The sequence below is a fragment of the Kitasatospora sp. NPDC087315 genome, assembly GCF_044744345.1.
In the GTDB taxonomy this organism is placed as follows: Bacteria; Actinomycetota; Actinomycetes; order Streptomycetales; family Streptomycetaceae; genus Kitasatospora.
Genome location: NZ_JBIUYD010000025.1, coordinates 3,405 through 29,228 on the forward strand (window position 1 = coordinate 3,405; position 25,824 = coordinate 29,228).

9 protein-coding genes are annotated in these 25,824 nt (G+C 74.9%); 1 reads left to right on the forward strand and 8 read right to left on the reverse strand.

The annotated features are described in order from the left end of the window. The 7 genes from ACIO5D_RS30175 to ACIO5D_RS30205 form a co-directional block, all read right to left on the reverse strand. A partial coding sequence (locus ACIO5D_RS30175; protein WP_400799054.1) for a beta strand repeat-containing protein occupies window positions 1-3,008 on the reverse strand: 3,008 nt, incomplete at its 3' end. Between the two features lie 552 nt (window positions 3,009-3,560). Next, window positions 3,561-3,977, reverse strand: coding sequence for a nuclear transport factor 2 family protein (locus tag ACIO5D_RS30180; RefSeq protein ID WP_400799056.1), 417 nt, complete (start codon window positions 3,975-3,977; stop codon window positions 3,561-3,563). Window positions 3,978-4,005: 28 nt separating this feature from the next. Beyond that, window positions 4,006-5,115, reverse strand: a complete 1,110-nt coding sequence (locus ACIO5D_RS30185) for an alpha/beta fold hydrolase (RefSeq protein ID WP_400799058.1) — start codon at window positions 5,113-5,115, stop codon at window positions 4,006-4,008. A 10-nt stretch (window positions 5,116-5,125) separates the two neighbouring features. Continuing rightward, window positions 5,126-7,957, reverse strand: a complete 2,832-nt coding sequence (locus ACIO5D_RS30190) for a type I polyketide synthase (protein ID WP_400799061.1) — start codon at window positions 7,955-7,957, stop codon at window positions 5,126-5,128. 50 nt (window positions 7,958-8,007) lie between these two features. After that, window positions 8,008-10,293, reverse strand: coding sequence for a zinc-binding dehydrogenase (locus tag ACIO5D_RS30195; RefSeq protein ID WP_400799064.1), 2,286 nt, complete (start codon window positions 10,291-10,293; stop codon window positions 8,008-8,010). Continuing rightward, window positions 10,290-23,771 (reverse strand): type I polyketide synthase, encoded by a 13,482-nt coding sequence (locus ACIO5D_RS30200; RefSeq protein ID WP_400799067.1) that lies wholly within the window; start codon window positions 23,769-23,771, stop codon window positions 10,290-10,292. The genes ACIO5D_RS30195 and ACIO5D_RS30200 overlap by 4 nt, the downstream gene beginning before the upstream one ends. Before the next feature lie 64 nt (window positions 23,772-23,835). Then, window positions 23,836-24,060: a DUF5988 family protein gene (locus ACIO5D_RS30205; RefSeq protein ID WP_363605143.1), complete on the reverse strand. Its 225-nt coding sequence runs from the start codon at window positions 24,058-24,060 to the stop codon at window positions 23,836-23,838. A gap of 489 nt (window positions 24,061-24,549) precedes the next feature. Between ACIO5D_RS30205 and ACIO5D_RS30210 the strand changes: the two genes are divergently transcribed. Further along, window positions 24,550-24,819: a hypothetical protein gene (locus tag ACIO5D_RS30210; protein ID WP_363605141.1), complete on the forward strand. Its 270-nt coding sequence runs from the start codon at window positions 24,550-24,552 to the stop codon at window positions 24,817-24,819. A gap of 72 nt (window positions 24,820-24,891) precedes the next feature. Here ACIO5D_RS30210 and ACIO5D_RS30215 read toward each other — a convergent pair whose 3' ends face one another. Then, window positions 24,892-25,809 carry an LLM class flavin-dependent oxidoreductase gene (locus ACIO5D_RS30215; RefSeq protein ID WP_400799070.1) on the reverse strand — a complete coding sequence of 306 codons (918 nt, stop codon included), beginning with the start codon at window positions 25,807-25,809 and terminating at the stop codon, window positions 24,892-24,894. Window positions 25,810-25,824: the final 15 nt, after the last annotated feature.

The window sequence follows — 25,824 nt, forward strand, 5'->3', positions numbered from 1 at the left end:
TCGACGTCGCCGGTGTTGGTGACCACGAAGCTGTAGTTGATGGTCTGGCCGGCGGCGGTGACGGTCGACGGCGTGGCCGACTTGGTCACGGTCAGGGTGGAGGTCTGGGCCAGGGGAACCGTCGCGGTGGAGGGCGGGCTGGTGACCGGGCTGCCGGTGGGTGGGGTGCCGGTTGCGGTGGCGGTGTTGGTGACGGAGCCCGCGTCCACGTCGGCCTGGGTGACGGTGTAGGTCGCGGTGCAGGTCATCGAGGCGCCGACGGCGAGGGTGGTGGAGGGGCAGGAGATCGAGGGTGGGGTGCCGGTGCCGGAGAACGCCGTCTCGGTGACGGTGACGTTGGTGAGGTCGACGTTGCCGGTGTTGGTGACCACGAAGGAGTAGTCGATGGTGTCGCCGGCTGCGCGGTTCGTCTTCAGCGCCGGGCGGGAGTTGCCGCCGCTGCTGCCGCCTCCGTTGTTGCCGCCGCCGTTGTTGCCGCCTCCGTTGTTGCCACCGCCGTTGTTTCCGCCGCCGCCTCCGCCGTTCACGCTGCCGGTCTTGGTCAGGGTGAGTGCGGGGTTCTGGGTGGCGGTCACGGTGGCGCTGGAGGGCGGGCTGGTGACGGGGGTGCCGCTGGGGGGTGTGCCGGTGGCGGTGGCGGTGTTGGTGATCGAGCCGGAGTCGATGTCGGCCTGGGTGACGGTGTAGGTCGCGGTGCAGGTGACCGAGGCGTTGGGTGCCAGGGTGGTGGAGGGGCAGGAGATCGACGGCGGGGTGTTGGTGCCGGAGAACGCGGTGTCGGTGACGCTCACGTTGGTGAGGTCGACGTCGCCGGTGTTGGTGACCACGAAGCTGTAGTTGATGGTCTGGCCGGCGGCGGTGACGGTCGACGGCGTGGCCGACTTGGTCACGGTCAGGGCGGGGGTTTGGGTGAGGGGAACCGTCGCGGTGGAGGGCGGGGAGGTGACCGGGCTGCCGGTGGGCGGGGTGCCGGTTGCGGTGGCGGTGTTGGTGACGGAGCCCGCGTCCACGTCCGCCTGGGTGACGGTGTAGGTCGCGGTGCAGGTCATCGAGGCGCCGACCGCGAGGGTGGTGGCCGGGCAGGAGACCGAGGGTGGGGTGCCGGTGCCGGAGAATGCCGTCTCGGTGACGTTCACGTTGGTGAGGTCGACGTCGCCGGTGTTGGTGACGACGAACGAGTAGTCGATGGTGTCACCGGCTGCGCGGTTCGTCTTCAGCGCCGGGCGGGAGTTGCCGCCGCTGCTGCCTCCGCCGTCGCTCACGCTGCCGGTCTTGGTCAGGGTGAGGGCGGGGGTTTGGGTGAGGGGGACGGTGGCGGTGGAGGGCGGGGAGGTGACGGGGCTGCCGGTGGGTGGGGTGCCGGTTGCGGTGGCGGTGTTGGTGACGGAGCCAGCGTCCACGTCCGCCTGGGTGACGGTGTACGTCGCGGTGCAGGTCATCGAGGCGCCGACCGCGAGGGTGGTGGAGGGGCAGGAGACCGAGGGGGGAGTACCCGTCCCGGAGAACGCCGTCTCGGTGACGCTCACGTTCGTCAGGTCGACGTCGCCGGTGTTGGTGACGACGAACGAGTAGTCGATGGTGTCACCGGCTGCGCGGTTCGTCTTCAGCGCCGGGCGGGAGTTGCCGCCGCTGCTGCCTCCGCCGTCGCTCACGCTGCCGGTCTTGGTCAGGGTGAGGGCGGGGGTTTGGGTGAGGGGGACGGTGGCGGTGGAGGGTGGGCTGGTGACCGGGCTGCCGGTGGGTGGGGTGCCGGTTGCGGTGGCGGTGTTGGTGACGGAGCCCGCGTCGACATCCGCCTGGGTGACGGTGTAGGTCGCGGTGCAGGTCATGGACGCGCCGACGGCGAGGGTGGTGGAGGGGCAGGAGATCGACGGCGGGGTGCCGGTGCCGGAGAACGCCGTCTCGGTGACGTTCACGTTGGTCAGGTCCACGTTGCCGGTGTTGGTGACTACGAAGGAGTAGTCGATGGTGTCGCCGGCTGCGCGGTTCGTCTTCAGCGCCGGGCGGGAGTTGCCGCCGCTGCTGCCGCCTCCGTTGTTGCCGCCTCCGTTGTTGCCACCGCCGTTGTTTCCGCCGCCGCCTCCGCCGTTCACGCTGCCGGTCTTGGTCAGGGTGAGTGCGGGGCTCTGCGTGGTGACCACGGTCGCGGTGGAGGGTGGCGAGGTGACCGGTGGGCCGGTGGGTGGGGTGCCGGTGGCGGTGGCGGTGTTGTTGATGGCGCCGGAGTCGATGTCGGCCTGGGTGACGGTGTAGCCGGCGGTGCAGGTCATCGACGCCCCCACCGCGAGCGAGGTGGAGGGGCAGGAGATCGACGGCGGGGTGCCGGTGCCGGAGAACGCCGTGTCGGTGACGCCCACGTTCGTCAGGTCGACGTTGCCGGTGTTGGTGACGACGAACGAGTAGTCGATGGTCTGGCCGGCGGCGCTGACGTTCGACGGCGTGGCCGACTTCACCACGGAGAGGGCGGCGCTCTGCGCGGCGGGCACGGTGACGGTGGACGGCGGAGAGGTGGCCGGGAGGCCGGCGCTCGGCTGCCCGGTCGCGGTGGCGGTGTTGGTGATGCTGCCGGCGTCGACGTCCGCCTGGGTCGTGGTGTACGACGCCGTGCAGGTCATCGAGGCGCCGGGTGCCAGGCTGGTGGACGGACAGGAGATCGATGGGGGAGTACCCGTTCCGGAGAACGCCGTCTCCGTGACCGCGACACTGAACAGGGGATCGGTGCCGTTGTTCGTCACCAGGAACGAGTAGTCGATCGTCTGGCCGGCCGCGCTGAAGGACGACTGCGCGGACGTCTTCACCAGTGCCAGGGACGGCGCACGGACCGCGGCCGGCACGGTCGTCGGGAAGACGACGACGAGTGCCGCCGCCATGGCCACGGTCGTCACCAGCGCCGCGAGGCCCCGGAATGTGGTGGTCGTGGTTCTGACCAGGCCCGCCAGACGCTCGGCCACGGCGGTGACGCCGTTCGCCGAGGCTCTTGACGACCCTCGCACCTTGCCGACTCTCATCGAGGTTCTCCTCAACTCGTCATGAACGCGGGGGCGGCCGGCAAGGGCAGCGCAACCCGCGTGGATTTCTATGAAGGCCGCCTTCGCGCCGACCGTTGGCGGCCCCCAGGAGTGCTCTGGGCCGGGTGCCTTCCCGTAGCGCGCGAAACGCCGATCTCAAGCCGCATCCACCCCGGCCGTACCAGTCGGCTGTCAGGGCGGAAAGAAGCACAGCGCATTAGCTATGGGCTTCTCGGCCTGCTGTGCTATCGCACCGGTGGGGTCGGGCCACCTATTCGGGCGCAGAAATTCATATCAACGGCGCTGGGGTGGGGCTGCTTGCCGTGCTTGCCGTGCTTGCCGCACCGGACCGGTCGGAGGGTTTGCCGAATGGCGGTACCGGGCCCACCCCGTCGGCCGACTGACGCTTCGTCGGCCCGGGGCCGGCCGGATGCCGGAGGCGTCCGAACGTGCGGCAGGGCCCCGCCGGCATTCGGCGGGGCCCTGTGGGGGTGGTGCTCGGCGGTGCGGCCCGGAGCAGGTGCGACTCCGGATCGCGCCGTCCGTGGCGGATCAGCCGGGAATCTGTCCGAGTTGGGAGAGCATGGTCATGGTGTCCCAGTGGTAGACGGCCTCTGACATGAGGCCGTCGGAGTCCAGCCTGGCGATGACCGCGACCGGTACCGAGAATGTCCGGCCGACGCTGTCGGCAGGCCACAGGCCGGCGATTTCCTTGACGACGGTGGCGGTCATGGTGAACACGAACGCGCCCCGGTCCCCGGCGGTGAAGGCGTCGTCAAGTCTGGCCTTGAGATCGGCGTTGGTGAGCCAGGACGTGTACAGCCGGTGGACCTGGTCGCGGCCGTGGAGGTTGCAGTTGATCCCGGGCTCCGCGTAGTGCACGTCTTCGCTGTAGCAGTTGGCCGCGCCATCGATGTCCTTGTCGTTGACGGCGTCCATCAGCCGTCCGAAGATGTCGGTGCCGGTCATCGGGGCTCCTCCTGGGAGGGGGCGGGGGTCAGATCCACTGGGCGGTGAGGTCCGCGGCGTCGGCCGCGTGGGCGACCATGATCGAGTAGTGGTCGGCCGCCACGTCGGCGCTCTTCAGGCTGTCGGGCCAGCGGTTGTTCAGCCGGACGCCGTCGGTGTACGGGAGGGGCTCGGTGGCCCGGATGGAGAAGACGGGGGTGGTGACCGCGGGGAGCGGTTGGCCCCGGAGCATGCTGTAGTGCCAGCCGAAGGCCGTGAGTGCCGGGGTCTCCAGCGAGACGACGTCCGGCCAGGAGGCCAGCAGGGACTTCGTCCCGCCGTTGAAGACCTCGTCGGAGAGGTCCTCGGGGACGGGGGTGTCGATCAGCACGATCGCCTCCGGCCCGGCGCCGCGGGATTCGAGCTCGGCGGCCACCAGCAGGGAGGCCCAGCCGCCGGAGCAGTACCCGACGAGCACGAACGGGGCGCCGTCGGCGCAGCGCTCCACCGCGGGGGCCATGGCCTTGCCCAGGGCGGCGGGCGACTCGGGTACCGGGTCCGGCCCCGCGTAGCCGGGGTAGCGGAGCGCGTAGAGGTCGTGCGTGCCGAGGAAGCGTTTGGCGAAGCGCCCGTAGGTGAAGTTGCCGAGGAACGGGCCCAGCGAGTCCAGGCAGATGATCTTCTTGCTCTCGGTGCCGCGGGAGAGGCGGGCCGGGGGTGGCGGAGGTCCCGCGTCGTCGGCGCCGGTGTACCGGGGGCGCAGCCGGGCGGCGGCGGCCAGGAAGTCGAGCGCCTCGACCGCTCGGCCCGCGTCGACGGTCTGCCGGAAGAGCTCGCCGATGCCGTCGGCCTGCGGTGGCGGGGCGGCCGGCTCGGGCTGCTCGCGCCGGGCGAGGGCCGCGCAGAGGAAGGCGGCGAGGTCGGCCGGGGTGGGGTTCTCGCTGACCACGCCGAGTTCGAGGGTGAGCCCGGTGGTCTGTTCGAGGCTGTTGACCAGCCGGACCGTCATCAGGGAGTCGAAGCCGAGTTCCGGGAAGAGCTGGTGGCTGTCGATCTGGTCGACCGGGAGGTCGGAGATGGCGGAGGCGTGTGTCTTCACCAGGGAGATCATCAGGTCCAGTTGCATGGGCGCGGACGTGGCGGCGGATTCCTGGTTCATGGTCTGCCTTCTATGCGGTCGGGGGCGGTGGCACGGTTGCGTTCAGGTGGCGGGGGGCTCCGGGGGTCAGCCAGTAGGCGTGGTGCTGGAACGGGTAGGTGGGGAGGTCCGCCGGGAGGACGGAGCCGCCGGGGAGCGCCGGGGTCCAGTCGACCGGGGCACCGGCCGCCCAGAGGGTGGCCAGGGCCAGCAGGAACTCGGCGGGTTCGTCGCTGTCGCGGCGCAGCGTGCCGGTGACGGTGACCGGATCGCCGCGCCCCGTCGTGGAGTGGGCGGCGCGGTAGGCGTGGTAGGTCTCGGTGACGGCCGGGACGAGGATGGGCTGGGGGCCGAGGTCGACGAAGTAGCGGTAGCCCGCGGTCAGCAGGGCGCGGATGCTCTCGTCGAACCGGACCGGTTCGCGCATGTTGGCGTACCAGTAGGCGGCGTCCAGGAGTTGGTGGTCGATCGGCTCGGCGGTGATGGTCGAGTGCAGGGGGACGGTGCCCTTGCGGGGGTGCAGGCCGGCCGCGGAGGCCAGCAGTTCGGGCCGGACGGCCTCGATGGCCGAGGTGTGCGCGGCGACGGTGACGAGGAGGCGCTGGGCGCCGATCCGTTCGGTCCGGCAGCGGTCGAGGAGTTGCTCCAGGTCGTCGTCGGGGCCCGCGACGACCACCGAGGCGGGGCTGTTGACCGCGGCGACGGACAGCGCGGAGCGCCACGACGCGAGCAGGGCCTCGGTCCGGTCGAGGGACAGCGGGAGCGTCACCATGCCGCCGGTGCCCGCGATCCGGCCGAGCGCCCGGCTGCGCAGGGCGACCAGCGCGGCCGCGTCGTCGAGGGTGAGGGCGCCGGCGGTGTACGCGGCGGCGATCTCGCCCTGGGAGTGCCCGATCACGAGGTCCGGCTCGACGCCGTGGCCGCGCCAGAGTGCCGCCAGCGCGACCATGGTGGCGAACAGCAGTGGCTGGACGATGTCGGGTTGCGCGAGGTCCACCGTGGGCGGGTCGGTGCCGAACAGGTCGCTCAGGTTCCACCCGATGTGCGGGCGCAGGGCCCGGTCGCAGGCCTCGAACTGCTCCCGGAACGCGGCCGAGCTGTGGAACAACTGCCGCCCCCCGGTGGAGGACTGGGCGCCCTGGCCGGGGAAGACGAAGACCGTGCCGCCGGGTTTGCGGCCGGCCGTGCCGATCACCAGGCGCCGGTGCGGGTGGCCCTCGGCGAGTGCGCGCAGGGCGCCGAGGAGCTGGGTGCGGTCCGCGGCGACGACGGTCGCCCGGTGCCGCAGCAGGGCGCGGGTGGTGGCGAGGTCGGTGGCGGCGTCCGCGGGCCGCAGCCCCGGGTGGGCCTCGGCGTAGTCGGCCAGGCGTGCGCCCTGGGCGTGCAGGGCGGCGGTGTTCCTGGCGGAGATCAGCCAGGGTACGGGGCCGTCGTGGTCGTGCGTCCGGGCGGCCGGGGCCCCGGCGGGCGGGGTCTCGACCGGGGGAGCCTCTTCGACGATGAGGTGGGCGTTGGTGCCGCTGATGCCGAAGGAGGACACCGCCGCCCGCGCGGGGTGGCCGCTGTCGGGCCAGGGCCTGGCGGCGGTGACGAGTTCCACGGCGCCGGCGGACCAGTCGATGTAGGCGCTCGGCCGGTCGGCGTGCAGGGTGCGGGGGACGGTCCGCCGCTGGATGGCCAGGACCATCTTGATGACGGAGGCGACCCCGGCGGCGGCCTGGGCGTGGCCGATGTTGGACTTGAGCGAGCCGAGCAGCAGCGGGCGGTCGGGCGGGCGGCCCTGCCCGTAGGTGGCGAGGACGGCCTGTGCCTCGATCGGGTCGCCCAGCTTGGTTCCCGTCCCGTGCGCCTCCAGGACGTCGACCTCTGCGGGGGTCAGCCCGGCGTCCGCCAACGCCCGCCGGATGACCCGCTGTTGGGCCGGTCCGTTGGGGGCGGTGAGGCCGTTGCTGGCGCCGTCCTGGTTGAGGGCGGAGCCCCGGAGCAGGGCGAGCACGGGGTGGCCGTGGCGCCGGGCGTCGGAGAGCCGCTCCAGGACCAGCAGGCCCGCGCCCTCGGCCATGCCCATGCCGTCGGCGGCGTCGGAGAACGCCTTGCAGCGGCCGTCGGCGGCCAGGCCGCGCTGGCGGGAGAAGCCGATGAAGGGGCGCGGGGTGGCCATCACGGTGACGCCGCCGGCGAGGGCGAGGGAGCACTCGCCCTCGCACAGGGCCTGGCGGGCGAGGTGGATGGCGACCAGCGAGGAGGAGCAGGCGGTGTCGACGGAGAGGGTGGGGCCCTCCAGCCCGAGCAGGTAGGCGATCCGGCCGGAGACGACGCTGACGGCGCTTCCGGTGACGAGGTGTCCTTCGACGCGGCTGTCGCTCCAGGAGCCCTCCCCGTAGTCCTGCCAGGACACCCCGGCGTAGACGCCGGTGTTGCTGCCGCGCAGTGAGGCCGGGTCGATGCGGGCGTGTTCGAGGGACTCCCAGGCCACTTCGAGCAGGATGCGCTGCTGTGGGTCCATGGCGAGGGCCTCGCGCGGGGTGATGCCGAAGAAGCTTCCGTCGAAGTCCTGCGGGCGGGAGAGGAAGCCGCCGTGCCCGGTGGAGGAGGTGCCGGAGTGGTCCGGGTCGGGGGAGAACAGCGTGTCGAGAGGCCAGCCCCGGTTGTCGGGGAACGGGGTGACGGCGTCGCGGCCGTCGACGACCAGCTGCCAGAGGTCGGCCGGTGAGGCGACCCCGCCGGGGAGTCGACAGCCGAAACCGATGACGGCCACCGGGTCGTCGCGGCCCGCCTCGGCGGCGCTCAGACGCTCGCGGAGCCGTTCGATCTCGGCGACGGCGCGTTTGAGGTAGGTGCGGATTTCCTCCTGCTCCGCCATGGTTCGGTCCTTTCCGGTCGCCGGGTGTCGGTGGGCGGCTGCTGGTGCGGTCAGCCGCCGTCGTGGGGGTCGCTCCGGGCGGTGGGCCGCCCGTCCGGTGCCGCCCCGGCCACGGTCAGCACGGGGGCGTCGGTGTGGCGGGCGGTGTCGTAGAGGGAGGTGAGGACGGTGGGCCGGGCCCCTTCGGGCGGCAGCACGACCAGGGTGGCGGCCAGGCCCAGCGAATGGCGGTGCCGGACCAGGGACTCCAGCCCGGGGTGGCCGCGGGTGGGGTCGCCCGGGTCGTGGCCCCGGCTGTCGGACCGCGCGGTGGCGATCAGCAGGAAGGTGTCCAGCGGAAGCTCCCCGGTCAGCCGGTGCAGCAGCTCGGCGGCCGCGTCGGACCCGTCGGACCCGTCTGGCTCATCGGGCTTGGCAGGCTTGTCGGCGGCCGGGGCCGGGTGGGCGTCGGCGGCGGTGTGGACGACGGCGGTCAGCGGAGCCTCGGCCGGCACGGCCTCGACGGCCCGCCGCAGCGCTTCGGGGTCGGCGGGGTCGGCGTCCACCGGGTGGAGCTCGACGGGCAGGCCCTCCAGCTGGGACCGGAGCCGCGCGAGGGCGCGGCCGTCCCCGTCCGGCGGCCCGACCAGCCAGAGGTGCCGGGCGCCCTGTCCGGCGGCGATGTGCCGGGCCAGCGGTGCGGTGCGGGCGAGCGGACCGGCGAGCAGGACGCTGCCCTGCCCGCCGTCGGGCGGCGGAATGCGCAGGACGAGCTTGCCGGTGTGCCGGGCCCGGCTCATGTGGTGGAACGCGGCCGCGGCGTCCTGGACGTCGAAGACGTGGACGGTGGGCGGGTGGAGCACCCGGGTGGCGAAGAGCCGTTGGAGGTCGCGCAGGATCCCGGCCAGCCGCTGCGGGCCGGCCGCCTCCCTGAGGTCGAAGGCGAGGTAGGCGACGCCCGGGTGGTCCCGGGCGATGTCGGCCGGGTCGCGCGGGTCGGTCTTGCCCATCTCCACGAACCGGCCGCCCGGGCCGAGCAGGCGCAGGGAGGCGTCGGTGGCCTCGTGGGCCAGGGCGTTGAGGACGACGTCGACGCCCTGCCCGGAGGTGGCGTCCCGGAACTCCCGCTCGAAGTCCGTGGTGCGGGAGGACGCGATGTGGTCGTCGTCCAGGCCCAGCCGCCGCAGCTCCGGCTGCTTGGGCGGGCTCGCCGTGGCGAACACCTCGGCGCCCGCGTGCCGGGCGAGCTGGACGGCGGCGCTGCCGACCCCGCCGGTGGCGCAGTGGACGAGGACGCGTTCGCCGGCCGTCAGCCGGCCGAGGTCGAACAGCCCGTAGGAGGCGGTGGCGAAGGCCGCCGGGACGGCGGCGGCCCGGGCGGCCGGCCAGCCCGGGGGAACGGGGACCAGCAGGTGTTCGTCGGTCACGGCGACGGGGCCGAAGGCGCCGGTCAGCAGGCCCGTCACGTGGTCCCCGGGCTTCAGGACGGTGGCGTCCGGGCCGGTGTCGAGCACGGTGCCGGTGCCCTCGGCGCCCAGCGGTCCCGGGTCGCCGGGGTAGAGCCCGAGGGTGTCCAGGACGTCCCGGAAGTTGACCCCGGCGGCCTGTACGGCCAGCCGGACCTGGCTGCCCACCAGCGGTTCGGCGACCTCGTCGCAGAGGTCCAGGGCGAGGTTCTCCAGCGTCCCCTTGCCGATCAGGGTGAGCCGCCAGGGCGGTGGGCCCGGCAGGGCGAGCCGGACGTGGCCGGCGGGCAGGGGCAGCAGCGCGGCCGGGGCGCTCTCCGGTGCGAGGACGGTGCCCGTCCTGATCGCCAGCTGGGAGCGGGTGGAGCCGAGGGCCGCGGCGACGGCCGTGAGGGAGGCCGGGTCCGCGTCAAGGTCGATCAGGGTGAACCGGCCGGGCCGTTCGGCGGCCGCGGCCAGCACCAGCCGCCGCAGCGCCTCCTGTTCCGGATCCGTCGCCGGGTCGGTGTCACGGGCGGACACCGCGCCCCGGGTGAGCAGGGCCAGCCGGGCGCCCGGCCGGTCCGGTGCGGCGAGCGCGGCCCGGACCAGGGCGAGGGCCTGCTCGGGCGCCTCGTCGGCCGGCACCGCCAGGACGGCCGGTGCGGCCGGTCCGGCGGGTGCGCCGGAGGCCGACAGGGGGATGCCCGGGTGGGCCGCGCGCAGTTCCTCGGTCAGGGCCGAGGGCGCGGCCGTCGGGGTGAGAACGGACCAGCCGGGTGGCGGTCCGGTGACCGGGACGGGTTCCCAGCGGACCTGGAGCAGCGGCGGCCCGGACAGCACGGGGTCTGCCGTGCCGACGGCGCCGGCGGTGGTGCCGAAGGGGCGGGCGCGGGGCGTGGTGGTGGTCATTCCTGGATCCCATCGATGGCGGCGAACAGCTCGGCGTCCTCGGCGGTGTCGGCCCAGTGGGCCGCCGGTTCGGGCTCCGGTTCGGGGGCGGGCGGCTCCGGCTCGGCGGCGTCGGGCAGCAGGTCCGCCAGGAGACGGGCGGCGAGCGCCGCGGGTGTCGGATGGTCGAAGACGGCGGTGACCGGCAGGGTCGCCCCGGTGGCCCGGTTGATCCGGTTGCGCAGCTCGACGGCGGTGAGCGAGTCGAAGCCGAGGTCGGCGAAGGCGGCGTCGGGGTCGATGTCGTCCACCGAGGAGTGGCCGAGCACCTGGACGACCTCGCCGCGTACCAGGTCGGTGAGGATCGTCCGGGCCTCCTGCGGCCCGGCCTCGGCGAGCCGGCCGGGGAGCTGCCGCTCGTCGGCCTCGGTGACCGCCGCGGACCGCTCGGACTGCTGCCTGGGCCGGATCAGGTCGCGCAGCAGCGGCGATGTGTCGTTGCCGTGCAGGGCGGCCCCGCTCAGCCGCAGCGGCAGCAGGACGGCCTCGTCGAGGCGCTGGGCCTCGTCGAGCAGCGCGAGGTTGTGTGCGGCGGGCAGTTCGGCGATGCCCAGGTGCTCCAGGCGGCGCAGCGCGGTGGCGTCCAGGTGGCCGGTCATGGCGCTGCGTTCGGCCCACAGGCCCCAGGGCAGCGAGAGCGCGGGGAGGTGCCGGGCACGCCGGTACTCGGCGAAGGCGTCGAGGAAGCAGTTGGCCGCCGCGTAGTGGGCCTGCCCCGGTGTCCCGAAGGTGCCGGCGGCGCCCGAGAAGAGGAGGAAGACGGCCGGGTTCCGGGCCAGCGTGGCCAGATGGAGGTTGAGCGCGCCGTCGGCCTTGGGCCGCAGCACCGCGTCGACCTGACGGTCCGTCAAGGTGGTGACGGTGCTGTCGTCCAGGGTGCCGGCGGCATGGACGACGGCGCTGAGCGGCCGGTCGCCGAGGTGGGTGGCGAGGACGGCGTCCAGGGCGGCGCGGTCGGCGGTGTCGCAGGCGGCGACGGTGCACTGCGCGCCGAGCGCGGCGAGCTCGTCCCGGAGGGTGTCGGCGCCGGGGGCGGCCGCACCGCCCCGGCTGAGCAGCAGCAGGTGCCGGACGCCGTGCTCGGTGACGAGGTGGCGGGCGAGCAGCCGGCCGATGGTACCGGTGCCGCCGGAGATCAGGACGGTGCCGTCCGGGTCGTAGGGGAGTGGCGCGGGCGGCGGGGTGGCGGCCCGGGTGAGCCTGGGCGCGTACAGCAGGCCTTCGCGCAGGGCGAGTTGGGGTTCGGTGCCGAGCGGGAGCGCGGCCAGGGCCGGTGCGTCGGGTTGTTCGGGGCCGGGGTCGGCGATGTCGAGGAGGGTGAACTGGCCCGGGTTCTCGCTCTGTGCGGAGCGGACCAGCCCCCAGAGCGCGGCGCCGACCGGGTCGGGGGTCTCGCCGGGAAGCGCCGCGACGGCCCGGTGGGTGAGCAGGACCAGCCGGGTGGTGGCCAGTTTCTCCTGGGCGAGCCAGCTCTGCAGCAGGGCCAGGGTGCGCTGGACGGCGGCGTGCACGGCCGGGGCGAGGTCGTCCGGGCCGGGGGCCGGGTCCTCGGCCGGGGTCAGGGTGTGCAGCACGAGGTCGGGGGCGGGCCGGTCGGGGCCGAGGCTCTCGGCGAGCGCGGCCGGGTCGGCGTACAGCGGCCACGGCCGGTCGCCGTTCGGCGGCTGGGCGGGACCGGTGCCGAGGCCGGCCGGGCGGAGCGGCCGGGCGGGTGCGGGGCCGGTGGCGACGGGCTTCCAGGAGAGGCGGTAGAGGCCCTCGCCGCCGAGCAGGTGACGCGGCGCCTGGGTGCCGGCCGACCGCATGGTGAGGGTCTCGATCCGGGCCACCGGGCGGCCGCCCCCGTCGGTGATGTCGACGGTGACGCTCTGCTGGTCCAGCGGCCGGATGCGGGTGCGCAGGGTGGTCGCGCCGCTGCCGTGGAACTGGACACCGCCCCAGTGGAAGGGCAGTTCGACGGTGGTGGGGCGGCGGACCAGCAGGCCCTGGAGGGCCGCGTCGAGCAGCGCGGGGTGGAGGTCGAAGGCCGGGTCCTGGTGGTCCAGCCCTTCGGGCATCCTGGCCTCGGTGAAGATGTCCTGGCCGCGCCGCCAGATGCCGGTCAGCCCCTGGAAGGCCGGGCCGTAGCCGTAACCGCGCACGCCCGCACCGGCGTAGAACTCGTCGACGTCCACCGGGACGCTGTGCTCGGGCGGCCAGGGGGCGGCCGCCGGGGTGTCGGTCGCCGGGGTGTCGGCCGAGGGGGCGGAGGGGGCGGACGGGGAGAGCAGGCCGCGCGCGTGCAGGGCCCACGGCTCCCCGGTGAGGGCGGTGTGCGGGCGCGAACGGATGGTGACGTTCCGCCGGCCCGCCGGGTCGGGGCCGCCGACGGTGAGGTGCAGCTGGGTGCCGTCCTCCTCGCCCAGGTGGAGCGGGGCGAGCAGGGTCAGCTCGGCCAGGTGCGGGCAGCCGGTCTCGCGGCCCGCGCGCAGGGCGAGGTCGACGAACGCGGTGCCGGGCAGCAGGAGGTCTCCGCCGACGGCGTGGTCGCGCAGCCAGGGGTGGGTGCGCGGGCTCGCCCGGCCGGTCAGGACGATGCCGTCGTTCTCGGGGTCGGGCAGGCCGATGTCGAGGATCGGATGGTCGGCGGAGGTCGCGCCCAGGGTGGCGGCCAGCTCCTGCCGGGTGCCGCCGCGGGAGGTGTCGACCCAGTAGCGCTGGCGCTGGAAGGCGTAGGTGGGCAGGGCCGGCGGCTCCTCCCCGGGGCGGTGGGGGTTGAGCGCGCCGGTGTCGACGGGGACGCCCTCGACGTGGGCCCTGGCGAGGGCGGCCGTGAAGTGGCGCAGCCCGCCCTCGTCGCGGTGCAGGGTGGGCAGGGCGGCGGCGGGCCGGGCCTCGGCGTCCGCGGTCTCCAGCACGGCGCCGCACAGCAGCGGGTGGACGCTGGGTTCGACGAAGAACCGGTGGCCGTCCTGGAGGAGGGCCCGGGTGGCCAGATCGAACCGGACGGGCTCGCGCAGGTTCCGGAACCAGTAGGCGGCGTCCAGCGTGCTGGTGTCGAGGGCGGCTCCGGTCACCGAGGAGTAGAACTCCTGCTCCCCGGCCCTGGGGGCCACCGGGGCCAGCGACTCCAGCAGGGCGGTGCGCAGTTCGTCGACCTGCGGCGAGTGGGCGGCGTAGCTGACCCGGATCCGGCGGGCTCTGACCTGCTCGGCCTTGCACTCCCCGTACAGGGCGTCGAGCGCGGCCGCCGGACCGGCGACCACCACGGCCCGGGGGCTGTTGACGGTGGCGACGGTGAGCGCGGGGTACCGGTCGAGCCGCCGCAGCACCTCCTCGTGGGAGAGCTGGAGGGCGAGCAGACCGTGATCGCCCTCCAGCCTGGTCAGCACCTTGCTGCGCAGCGCGACGACGCGGCAGGCGTCCTCCAGGGAGAGCGCCCCGGCGAAGCAGGCGGCGGCGATCTCGCCCTGGGAGTGGCCGACCACGGCGGCCGGCCGGACCCCGGCCGCGGACCAGAGCCGGGCCAGTGACAGCTGGACGGCGAAGAGCGCGGGCTGGACCACGTCGACGCGGTCCAGCGCCTCGGCACCGGCCCCGGGCCGCAGGACGTCGTCCAGCGACCAGTCGGTGTGCGGGGCCAGGGCGCGGGCGCAGTCGGCGATGCCGGCGGCGAAGACCGGGCTCTCCTCGATCAGCCGGGCCGCCATGCCGGGCCACTGGGAGCCCTGCCCGGCGAAGACGAACGCCGTCCGGCCCTCGGCGGCGCGGCCGGTGATCAGGTCCGGGTCACCGGCTCCGTCGGCCAGCGCGCGCAGCGCCCGCAGGCAGCCGTCCAGGTCGGGTGCGGTGATGGCGGCCCGGTGGGTCAGCTGGGCGCGGGTGGTCGCCAGGGCGTGGCCGACGGCCTCGGCGGAGGGCGGCGGCGAGGCCGTCAGGTGGGCGTACAGGCGCTGTGCCTGGGCGCCCAGGGCGGCTTCGGTGTGCCCGCTGAGGAGCCAGACGGGCGGCGCCACGACGGGCCGTCCGGCGGCCGGTTCGGAGGCGGACCCGGGTGCGGGTCCGGGGGTCTCCGGGACCTCTGCGGCCTTGGGGGCCTCGGGGGCCTGCTCCATGATCACGTGGGCGTTGGTGCCACTCACCCCGAAGGCGGAGACGGCGGCCCGGCGCGGCCGGCCGGTGTCCGGCCAGGGGGTGGTGGCCGAGAGGATCCGGACGGCGCCGGTGCCCCAGTCGACGTGCGGCGTGGGGGTGGCGGCATGCAGGGTCATCGGCATCGTGGCGTGCTGGAGCGCGAGGACGGTCTTGATCAGCCCGGCCACCCCGGCGGCGGCCTGGGTGTGGCCGATGTTGGACTTGAGCGAGCCGAGGTGGACCGGCCGGTCGGCGGCGCGGTCGCGGCCGTAGGTGGCCAGCAGGGCCTCGGCCTCGATCGGGTCGCCCAGGGTGGTGCCGGTGCCGTGGGCCTCGATCAGGTCGACGTCGCCGCTGCCCAGCCCGGCCCGGCCCAGCGCCTGGCGGATGACCCGCTGCTGGGACTCGCCGTTGGGGGCGGTCAGGCCGTTGCTCGCGCCGTCCTGGTTGATCGCGCTGGCCCGGATCACCGCGAGCACCGGGTGGCCGTGGCGGCGGGCGTCGGAGAGCCGCTCCAGGACGACCATCCCCGCGCCCTCGGCGAACCCGGTGCCGTCGGCCTCGGCCGCGAAGGACCGGCAGCGGCCGTCGGGGGAGAGCGCCCGCTGCCGGGAGAACTCGATGAACAGGCCCGGGGAGGCGATCACGGTGACCCCGCCGGCCAGCGCCAGGGAACTGTCGCCCTGGAGCAGCGACTGGCAGGCCAGGTGGACGGCCACCAGGGAGGACGAGCAGGCGGTGTCGACGGAGACGGCCGGACCCTGCAGCCCGAGAACGTAGGCGACGCGCCCGGAGATGACGCTCAGCGGCTTCCCGGTGGTGAGGTAGCCCTGCATCTCCGTGGGCGCCTCGTGCGAGCGTGCGCCGTAGTCCTGGTAGACCGCCCCGGCAAAGACGCCGGTGCTGCTGCCGCGCAGCGAACCGGGGTCGATCCCGGCCCGCTCCAGTGCCTCCCAGGACGTCTCCAGCAGCAGCCGCTGCTGTGGGTCCATGGAGAGCGCCTCGCGGGGCGAGATGCCGAAGAACTCGGCGTCGAAGTCGGCGGCGGCGTCCAGGAACCCGCCCGTGGTGGCATAGCTCTTGCCGGGCACGGCGGGGTCGGCGTCGTACAGCTCCGTGAGGTTCCAGCCGCGGTCCTCCGGGAACGGCGAGATGGCGTCGGTGCCGGCCGCCAGCAGTTCCCACAGCTCCTGCGGGGTGTCGGCGCCGCCGGGCAGCCGGCAGGCCATGCCGAGGACGGCGATCGGCTCGTCGGCGGGCCGCGCCGTGGCGGTCGCCCGCGGGCCCTGCTCGGCCGGCTGCTCGGACCGGCCCGCGGCGGCCAGCCGGGCGTGCAGATGGGCGGCCAGGTCGGTGGGGGTCGGGTGGCTGAACGCCAGGCCGGTCGGCAGATGGAGGCCGGTCGCGTGGGCCAGCCGGGTGCGCAGCTGGACGGCGGCCAGCGAGTCGAGGCCGAGCTCCTTGAACGGCCGGTTCGGGGCGACCGAGTCGGGCGCGTGGTGGCCGAGGACGGCCGCGGCGGTGGAGCGGACCAGCTCGGCGAGGACCTGCCGCTGCCGGGCGGCCGGCAGCTGCGGGAAGTCGGACGGCAGGCCGGCCGCGGGCCGGGCGGTGTCGCCCGCCTGCTCCTGCTGGTCCTGCCGGGCCTGCTGGACGGGCGGGAGGTCGTCCAGGAACGGGATGGGGCGGTCGGCCGCCCGGCCGGACAGGAAGACCGGCCAGTCGAAGCGGGACAGGACGATCCGGGGTTCGCGGCCGGCGGTCAGCGCGGGCAGCTCGGCGACGGCCCGGTCGCTGTCCAGCGCGAGCAGTCCGTGCTCGGCCGTCCAGTCGCCGCCGCCGGCACCGAGGCCGCCGGGGAAGTAGCCCCAGGAGACGGAGGTGGCGGGCAGGCCGCGGGCGCGGCGCCGGTCGGCGAGGCCGTCGAGGTAGGTGTTGGCCGCGCAGTAGGCGGTGTGGCCGCCCATACCGACGGTGCCGATGACGGAGGAGTAGAGGACGAAGGCGTCGAGGTCGTCCCCCTCGGTGAGGTCGTGCAGATGGCGGGCGCCCAGCGTCTTGACGGCCAGCACCCGCTCCAGGTGGTCCGCCGTCAGGTTGTCGATGGTGGCCGTCTCCAGCACACCGGCGGTGTGCACCACGCCGGTCAGCGGCTCGTCCGGGGGGACGGCGGCGAGCACGGCGGCGAGCGCGTCCCGGTCACGGATGTCGCAGGCGGCGAAGGTCACCCGGGCTCCCCGGTCGGTGAGTTCGGCCGCCAGCTCGGCCGCGCCCTCGGCGTCCGCGCCGTGCCGGCTGAGCAGCAGCAGGTGCGGTGCCCCGGCGGCGGCCAGGGTCCGGGCCGCGTGGGCCCCGAGGAAGCCGGTGCCACCGGTGACGAGGACCGTCCCGCGCGGCCGCCAGCCGGGCCCGGGCGGCACGGCGGCCTCCCGCAGACGGCAGGCGTACGTGCCCCGGGCCCGGACCGCGAGCTGGTCCTCGGCACCCGGCAGGGTCAGGGCGGCGCAGGCCCGGCGCAGGCTCTCGGGGTCGGGCTCGGCGGGCAGGTCGAGCAGCCCGGCCCAGCGGTCGGGATACTCCTGGGCGGCGGTGCGGCCGAGGCCCCAGAGCGCGGCCTGCGCCGGATCGGTGTCGGTGTCGTGCGCGTCGACGCGCACGGCGTCCCGGGTGACGCACCAGAGGGAGGTCTCCCAGTCCAGGTCGTCCAGCGCCTGGAGCAGCGCGGCGGTGTCGGCGAGGGAAGGCTCCGGCTGTCCGTCGCCGTCGGTGTCCGGCCGGTGGGAGAGGAGCGAGACGATGCCGCCCGGGCGCCGGCCGTCGTCGCCGCCGACCAGCCGGGCGACCCCGGCGCGGTCCGTCCCCGGTGGCACGGCCACGGTGCGGACCTCGGCGCCGAGGGCGGCCAGGGCGGTGGCCAGGGCCTGCGGCCACGGCCCGGCTCCGGGTCCGGTTCCGGTTTCGGGGGTGACCAGCAGCCAGTCGGCCCCGGTGGTCGGCGCGCTGTGCTCGACCAGCGGCGTCCAGGCGGTGGTGAAGCAGAGGCCGGTCAGCCGGGCGCGGCTGCGCCGGGCACTGCGCCAGGCCGCCAGCGCCGGGAGCACCTCGCGGACCGGCGCCTCGTCGGCCAGGCCCAGCGTGGCGGCCACGGCGGCGGTGTCCTGCCGTTCGACGGCCTCCCAGAGCGGGCGCTCGGCCTGGTCCTCCTGGCGCCGGGCGCCGTCGCCACCGGGCTGGGGCGAGGCGGACAGCCAGTAGCGGCTGCGCTGGAAGGCATAGGTGGGCAGCGCGACCGGCCGGGCTCCGCCGAGCACCGGCGCCCAGTCGACGGGCAGGCCGTGGCACCAGGCCCGGGCCAGTGCGAACAGCAGGTCGGCCGGCTCCCCGGTGTCCCGGTGGAGCGAGGGGAGCACGGTGATCTCCCGGGGCGGCTCCTCGCTGTCGGCGGTCTCCTGGATCCCGAGGGTCAGCAGCGGGTGCGGGCTCATCTCGACGAAGGTGTCGTGCCCGGTGGCGAGCAGGGCCCGGACGGTCGGCTCGAAGCGGACCGGGCTGCGCAGGTTGGTGAACCAGTACGCACCGTCCAGCAGCCGCGCCGGGTCCGTGTCGGCGGTGACGGTCGAGTAGAACGGGATCCGGGCCGGCCGCGGGGCGAGGCCGGCCAGGGCCTCGGCCAGCGGCTCGCGCAGGACGTCGACGTCGGCGCAGTGCGAGGCGTAGTTGACGGCGATCCGGGCGGTGCGCACGCCGTCCTTCTCGCACCGGGCGAGCAGCCGCTCCAGTTCGTCCCGCGGCCCGGAGACCACGGTGGCCGAGGGGCCGTTGAACACGGCCACGCCGAGACCGGGGTAGCCGTCCCGCAGCAGGCGCTCGACCTCGGCCGCGGGCAGCCGGAAGGAGGCCATCGCGCCGTCCGTGGCCAGCGTGCCGACCAGACGGCTGCGGGTCACGGTGGCGAGGACGGCATCCTCCAGGGTGAGGGCCCCGGCGGCCCAGGCGGCGGCGAGTTCGCCCTGGGAGTGCCCGACCACCGCGTCGGGCGTCACCCCGTGCGCGCGCCAGACCTCGGCGAGCCCGGTCATGACGGCGAACAGGGCGGGCTGCACCACGTCGTCCCGGTCCAGCGAGGGTGCCTGCGGCTCCTGGGCCAGCACCGACCGCAGCGACCAGCCGCAGTGCGCGGACAGGGCACGGTCGCAGGCCTCGATGTGCGCGCGGAAGACCGGGGAGGCGGCCAGCAGGCCGCGGGCCATGCCGGGCCACTGGGAGCCCTGCCCGGGGAAGACGAACACCGTCCGGTGGCCCGGGCGGGCCTCGGCCCGGATGGCCGTCCCGGTCTCGGGGGGGTCGGTCGGGGCCGAGCGGGCCAGGGCGTCCAGACTGTCCAGCAGCGCCTCCCGGGTGTCGCCGACCACGGCCGCGCGGTGGTCCAGCGCGGTCCGGGTGGTGGCCAGCGACCAGCCGACGTCCCGGGGGTCGAGGGCCGGACCGTCCCGCAGGGCCCGGGCCAGCCGCTCCGCCTGGGCCGGCAGTGCCTGCGGGCTCCCGGCGCTGAGCGTCCACGGCACGGCGGGCGCGTCCCAGGCCCGGGCGGGGGGCTCGGCGGCGTGCTCGGCGGGGTGGCCGTCCGGCCGGTCGGTGGAGTCGTCCGGGGCCTCTTCGTCGTCCGGGGCCTCTTCGAGGACGAGGTGGACGTTGGTGCCGCTGATGCCGAAGGAGGAGATGCCGGCCCGGCGGGCGGCGGGTCCGCGCGGCCAGCGGACGCTCCCGGTCAGCAGCCGCAGGCGCGCCGCGTCCCAGTCGATCCGCGTCGAGGGCGCGTCGATGTTCAGGCTGGCGGGCAGCTCCTCGTGCTGGAGCGCGAGTACCATCTTCACCAGGCCCGCGGCTCCGGCGGCCGCCTGGGCGTGGCCGATGTTCGACTTGAGCGAGCCCAGCAGCAGCGGGCGGTCCGCGTCCCGGCCCTCCCCGTAGGCCCGGCCCAGCGCCTGGGCCTCGATCGGGTCCCCGAGCGTGGTGCCGGTGCCGTGGGCCTCGACCACGTCCACCGAGGCGGCGCTCACGCCCGCCTCTGCGAGGGCGCGCCGGATCACCCGTTCCTGCGCCGGTCCGTTGGGGGCGCTGAGGCCGCTGCTCGCGCCGTCCTGGTTGACGGCGCTGCCCCGGATCACGGCCAGCACCGGGTGGCCGTGGCGGCGGGCGTCGGAGAGCCGCTCCAGCAGGACCAGGGCGGCGCCCTCGCTCCACGCCGTCCCGTCGGCCGCGGCGGCGAACGGCTTGCACCGCCCGTCGGGGGCCAGCCCGCGCTGGCGGGAGAACTCCACCCACATGCCCGGCGAGGACAGCACCGCCACACCGCCGGCCAGCGCCAGTCCGCACTCGCCCGCGGCGAGCGACCGGCAGGCCAGGTGCACGGCCGCGAGCGAGGAGGAACAGGCGGTGTCGACGGTCAGGGCCGGCCCGGTCAGGCCGAAGGTGTAGGCCAGCCGGCCGGAGGCGACGCTGGTGGTGGTCCCGGTCAGGGCGTAGCCGCCGGACTCGGCGGGCGCCTGGTGCATCCGCGGGCCGTACTCCTGGGCGGTCGCCCCGATGAACACACCGGTGGCGCTGCCCCGCAGCGAGTCGGCGGGGATGCCGGCGCGCTCCAGGGTCTCCCAGGCGATCTCCAGCAGCAGGCGCTGCTGGGGGTCCATCGCGCGCGCCTCGCGCGGGGAGATGCCGAACAGGTCGGCGTCGAACTGCGCGGCGTCGTAGAGGAAGCAGCCCTGGCGTACGTACGTCTTGCCGGGTGCGTCGGGGTCGGTGGCGAACAGTTCGTCGATGTCCCAGCCCCGGTCGCGGGGGAAGTCGCCGACGGCGTCCCGGCCGGCCTGGAGCAGCGACCACAGCTGCTGCGGGGAGGTGATGCCGCCGGGCAGCCGGCAGCCCAGCGCGACGACCGCGACCGGGTCCTGGCGCAGGTCCGGGGGAGTGGCGAACTCGCCGTCATCGGTGGGGAGTCGTTCGCTCCTGGCGGTGAGGAGCCCGGCCACCTCGGCGGCTGCCGCGCGCGGGGTCGGGTGGTCGTAGGTCAGTGTGTCCGGCAGCGGCCGTCCGACGGCCGCGCCGAGGGCGGTGGACAGCTGGACGGCGGTGAGGGAGTTCACCCCGAGGTCCTCGAAGGAGCGGCGCGGGTCGATCCGGTCCTCCGCCTCGTAGCCGAGGAGCGTGGCGGCGTGGCTGAGGAGCAGCTCCAGGACGGTCCGCTCCAGCTCCGGGCCGGAGAGGCCGGCGAGGTCGGAGGGGCCGGAGGGGCCGGAGGGGCCGGCGAGGTCCGGTGACGGCTGCGGTTCGGGCCGCGGCGCTTCGGGCTGCCGCGGTTCGGGGCGCGGTTCGGCCTGCGGCCCGGGGACGGGCTCGGGCCGGGTCCCGGGCCCGGTGCCGGCGGCGCCCGCGACCGGTGGCGTCAGCCAGTGGGCCCGGCGCTGGAAGGCGTACGTCGGCAGCGCGGTCCGCCGGGCGGGCAGCTGCTCGAACACCTTCGGCCAGTCCACCGGGACCCCGTGGACGAACAGTTCGGCCAGCGCGCCCGACAGCGCGGCCGGCTCCGGGACGGTGTCGCTGAGCAGTGCCAGCGTGCTCCGGTGCGGCTCGTCCTCCGGGGGCAGGCAGCGCCCCGCCATCGTGGTCAGGGTGGCGTCCGGGCCGAGCTCCACCAGGTGGGCGGCCCCGCCCTCGGCGGCGGTGCGGACCGCGTCGAGGAAGCGCACGGTGCCCCGCAGCTGCTCGACCCAGTAGTCGGCCGTGCACAGCTCCTCGGGGCGCGCCCGGACGCCGGTCAGGGTGGAGATCATCGGCACCTCGGGCGGCCGGTAGGAGACCGACCGGGCGACCTCGGCGAAGTCCGGCAGCACCGCGTCCACCTGGGGGGAGTGGAAGCCCCGGCTCACCCGGAGGATCCGGGTACGGGCGCCGCGCCGCCTGAACTCCGCGGCCACCGCCCGCACACCGTCCGGCTCCCCCGAGACCACCACGGCCCGCGGGCCGTTCACGGCGGCGAGCGAGACCAGCCCGCCCTGCTCCGCCAGCAGGGGGGCGACCTCCTCCTCGGTCGCCTCGATCGCGGCCATCGCCCCCGTCGGGAGGCCGCTCATCAGCTGCCCGCGCCGCGCCACCAGCAGCGCCGCGTCCGGCAGGGACAGCACACCCGCCGTGTGCGCCGCCGCCAGCTCGCCGATCGAGTGGCCGAGCAGGACGTCCGGGCGGATCCCCCACGTGGTCAGCAGCCGGTGGAGCGCGACCTCCAGCGCGAACAGGGCCGGCTGGGTGTAGGCGGTGTCGTCCAGCAGCGCGGCCCCGGCGCTGCCCGCGTCGGCGAACACCACGGACTTCAGCGGGCGCGGGAGGTGGCGGTCCAGGGCGGCGGCCACCTCGTCGAAGGCCGCCGCGAAGACCGGCTGGTGCCGGTGGAGCTCCCGGCCCATGCTGGGCCGCTGGGTGCCCTGCCCGGCGAAGAGGAAGGCGGTGCCCGCCCGGTCGCACACCTCTCCCTGGTGCACGCGGGGGGACGAGGTCCCCTCGGCGAGGTGCGACAGCCCTTCGCGGAGCGCGTCGCGGTCCCCGGCGACCACGCCCGCCCGCCGGCCGAACCGCGTCCGGGTGGTCGCCAGCGAGTACGCCAGGTCGAGCGGCTCGGGCGGCCCATCGTTCGAGCCGTCGGGCCCGTTCGAGCCGTCGGGCCCGGGGTCGGCCCGGTCCGTGGTGCCGGTCCCGTCCGTGACCCGGGCCGCCGAGGTGAGCCGGCCGAGCAGGGCGCGGGCCTGTGCCTGCAGCGCCTCCCGGGTGCGCCCCGAGACCACATGGACGTGCTCGTCGTGGATCCACTCCGCCCGGGGCTCCGGCTCCGCCGTCCTGGGGGCCTCGGCGAGCACCACATGGCAGTTGGTGCCGCCCAGCCCGAAGGAGTTGACCGCCGCGACCAGCGGCGCGTCCCGTCGTGACCAGTCCTCGAAGGCGAGCGGCACCCGCAGGTTCAGCTCGTCCAGCCGGATCCGCCGGGACGGCTCACGGTAGTTCGGCTGGGGGACGATCGCGTGATGCCAGACGGAGAGCGCGGCCTTGATGAAGCCCGCGATCCCGGCGGCGGCCTCCAGGTGCCCGATGGCCGCCTTGACCGAGCCGACCACCACCGGGTGCCCGCTGTCGTGGGCCGCACCCAGCGTGCCGCCGACGGACCGCGCCTCCACCGAGTCGCCGGCCGGCGTCCCGGTCGCGTGGAGTTCGACGAACTGCACCGCGTTCAGGGTGCCCGCCCGGTCGTTCACCCGGCGCAGCAGCTCCTGCTGCGCCACGACGCTGGGGTGCGTCAGACCCGGCCCGCCGCCGTCGTTGTTGACGCCGCTGCCCCGGATGACGCAGTAGATCCGGTCCCCGGCCGCCAGCGCGGCGGTCAGGGGCTTGAGCAGGACGACGCCCGCGCCCTCGCCGGGCACGAAGCCGTTGGCGGCCTCGTCCAGCGGGCGGCACCGGCCGTCGGGCGACAGGGCTCCGAAGGACCCGGCCCCCGCGGCCCCGTCCTGGTCGAGCAGCAGATTGACGCCGCCCACCAGGGCCGCTTCCGACTCGCCGCGCAGAATGGACTCGCAGGCCAGGTGGAGGGCGACCAGGGAGGAGGACTGCCCGGTGTCCACCGTCATGCTGGGGCCGCCCAGCCGGAGCGCGTAGGACACCCGATTGGCGATCATGCTGCGTTGCAGCCCGGCGAACGTGTGCAGGCTGTAACGGTCCTGGCCGTGACGTCGGGTGAGCACGGCATAGTCGTCGCGCATGGCACCGAAAAAGACCCCGGTGTCGAGTTCACTCAGGGCGGCCGGCAGGATTCCGGCGTCCTCGACGCTTTCCCAGGCCACTTCGAGGGCCAGGCGCTGCTGCGGGTCGAGTGCGGCCGCCTCTTTCGGGGAGATGCCGAAGAAATCGGCGTCGAATTCCTCGGGGTTGGCGATGAACCCGCCCGAGGGCGGTCGGTCGGAAAATTCTGCGAAGGAATTCTTGGGTGGTCCGGAAATTGCGCTGGTGCCGCCGGTCAGAAGAGACCAGTAGGATCGGATGTCAGGTGCGGAAGGAAAGCGGCAGCTCATTCCCACGACCGCTATGCTTGCGTCCACGAATTCGTCCTTCTCTCCCTGCGGCCCGGTTCCCGGGGAACCGGCCCGGGCGGGTGCCGTCTTGTTGTCCCGGTCGGGCCGGAGCGCGCGGTTGGGCGCGCGGACAGCCGGCGCGGCCCGGGCCGACCCGCACCGGCTCCCGCCGGGATCCGGTCGTCCGTCTCTTCCGGCCGGCTGTCGGGTCATCCGGTTCCGGTTCTCCGGCGGGGCGGACAGGGCCCGCCCCGCCTCAGGCGTGGTGCGGTGCGCGCTACTCGGCGATCGCCGTGCTGTAGCTCCAGCGGAACACCGGCAGCAGCTGACCGTCCACGTACTCGGTTCCGCCGCTGCGCTCGAAATGGTGGTGCTGCCCGCAGCGGGTGACGACCACCTGGGCCCCGCCCGTGGCCGGGTCGACGTCCGAAGGGTCGGTGGGCAGGCTGTCGGGCCGGCCTTCCAGAACGACCGACCGCTCGGCTCCTGCTGAATCGGTCACAAAAATTCGCGTTGACATACCGTAGCCATCCTCCGGTGAGGAGCGCCGGTGCACTGCTACGCAGGGTGATGATTTCCGGGTTTTCGGAGGACATCCGATGGGGGCCTCCTCCGTCTGCGAACACGCACGGTGAGAGCCTTCCGGTCCGCATGCGAAAGCCATTCCAGTGTGCCTGGAGTGCATCGAGGGAATATCCAGTTGGATTCAGTAGACCATGCCCGAATCGGGCATGCAACAATTCCCGGACGAGGCGGTTGGTGGAAAATTACACGACCGTACGGACCGGTTCGGCCGCATCGTCCGGGGCCTGGATATCGCCGCTCGCACGGGAATCCGCGGGGTGCCGCGCGGGCGCGGCCGCGGGCGGATCCACGGATGGCACACTCCGGTAGCGCTCCGTGTGGGCGCGTGTGTAGATGGTGACGGGCCGCCATGCCGCGGTGGCCTGCTGAACCACGAACTCCACAGCCTTGGAAGGGCGCTTCCCTCATGCGTACTGCTCACCGCGTACTCGCCGTCTCCGCGCTCGCGCTCCCGCTCGTCATCGGCGGGGCGACGGTCGCCTCCGCGACCGAGTCCGTCCACGTCCCGAACGCCAACTTCACCCAGGGGGCGTTCGCCGTCGGCCCGAACGGCAGCGCCATCCACTTCACCGATGTCGACTTCGGCCCGAACGGTGCCACGTTCTTCGAGGGCACCCTGGTGATCGGTCCGACGGGCGTGGCGGGCAACTTCACCGAGACCGGCATCGGCGGCTGACCGGTCCCGCTCCACGACCGCCCCGGGCCGACGGTCCGGGGCGGTCGTGCGTCGTCAGGGCGCCCTCAGGCCTCAGGCCCTCGGCGGTCCCGAGCGGACGCGGGCGCGGACGAGGTCGGCCGGGCCGCGGAACCAGCCGAGCTTCTCCACCCACCAGGTCAGCCCGGCCGCCCGGTACGGGGCGACGACGGCGGCGTCGGCCGCCGGCTCCAGCCCGGCGGTCTGCCCCTCCATGACGACCTCGAACGGCCGCCGGTCGCCGTCCGGCCGGTCGCTGTCCGTCGGGTCGCCGTCAGGCCGGTCGCCGTTCCGGTGGGCGCGGACGTACCCGACGACGGCCTCCAGGTCCGCCGGAGGCATCATCTCGGTGTGGCCGACCCCGGCCCGGGTGGGGAAGACGCCGTCCCAGCGAGCGGCCCGGCGCATCGGGCGCCGTGCGGGCCAGGTCCCGGCGATCCACACCGGGATCCGCGGGCGCTGCGGGCTGACCGGCTGGAACGCCTGGTCCGCGACGGTGAACCAGCGGCCCTGGAACGTGAAGGGCCGGCCGGTCCACAGTCCGTCCAGGACCTGGAGGGCCTCGTCGAGCCGGTCGGCGCGCACCCGCGGATCCGGGTCCTCGCCCAGTGCCTCGAACTCCCGCGCGGAGGAGCCGAGACCGGCACCGAAGACCAGGCGGCCGCCGCTGAGCAGATCGAGGGCCACCGTCGCGCGCGCGACCTCGGCCGGGCGCTTCAGGGCGAGCACGCTGACCATGACGCCGAGGCGCAGCCGCGCCGTGTCGGCGGCGACCGCGGCCAGGGTGGTCCAGGCGTCGGTCATGTGCTCGCCGGGGTGTTCCGCGACCTGCCCGTCCCAGAGGAAGAACCCGTCCCAGCCGGACTGTTCGGCCAGTACCGCCAGTTCGCGCAGCAGCCGGGGGTCCGCGTACTCGCGCCGGTTGGGGAGTCCGACCGCGTACCGCAGGGGCGGCTGAGGGGTGGCGTCCATCGGGTGCCGCCTTCC

Bases quoted from the DNA above. Each gene is read 5' to 3' on its own strand.
- ACIO5D_RS30180 (WP_400799056.1), bottom strand. From the start codon at position 3,977: ATGACCGGCACCGACATCTTCGGACGGCTGATGGACGCCGTCAACGAC.
- ACIO5D_RS30185 (WP_400799058.1), bottom strand. From the start codon at position 5,115: ATGAACCAGGAATCCGCCGCCACGTCCGCGCCCATGCAACTGGACCTG.
- ACIO5D_RS30190 (WP_400799061.1), bottom strand. From the start codon at position 7,957: ATGGCGGAGCAGGAGGAAATCCGCACCTACCTCAAACGCGCCGTCGCC.
- ACIO5D_RS30195 (WP_400799064.1), bottom strand. From the start codon at position 10,293: ATGACCACCACCACGCCCCGCGCCCGCCCCTTCGGCACCACCGCCGGC.
- ACIO5D_RS30200 (WP_400799067.1), bottom strand. From the start codon at position 23,771: ATGACCCGACAGCCGGCCGGAAGAGACGGACGACCGGATCCCGGCGGG.
- ACIO5D_RS30210 (WP_363605141.1), top strand. From the start codon at position 24,550: ATGCGTACTGCTCACCGCGTACTCGCCGTCTCCGCGCTCGCGCTCCCG.
- ACIO5D_RS30215 (WP_400799070.1), bottom strand. From the start codon at position 25,809: ATGGACGCCACCCCTCAGCCGCCCCTGCGGTACGCGGTCGGACTCCCC.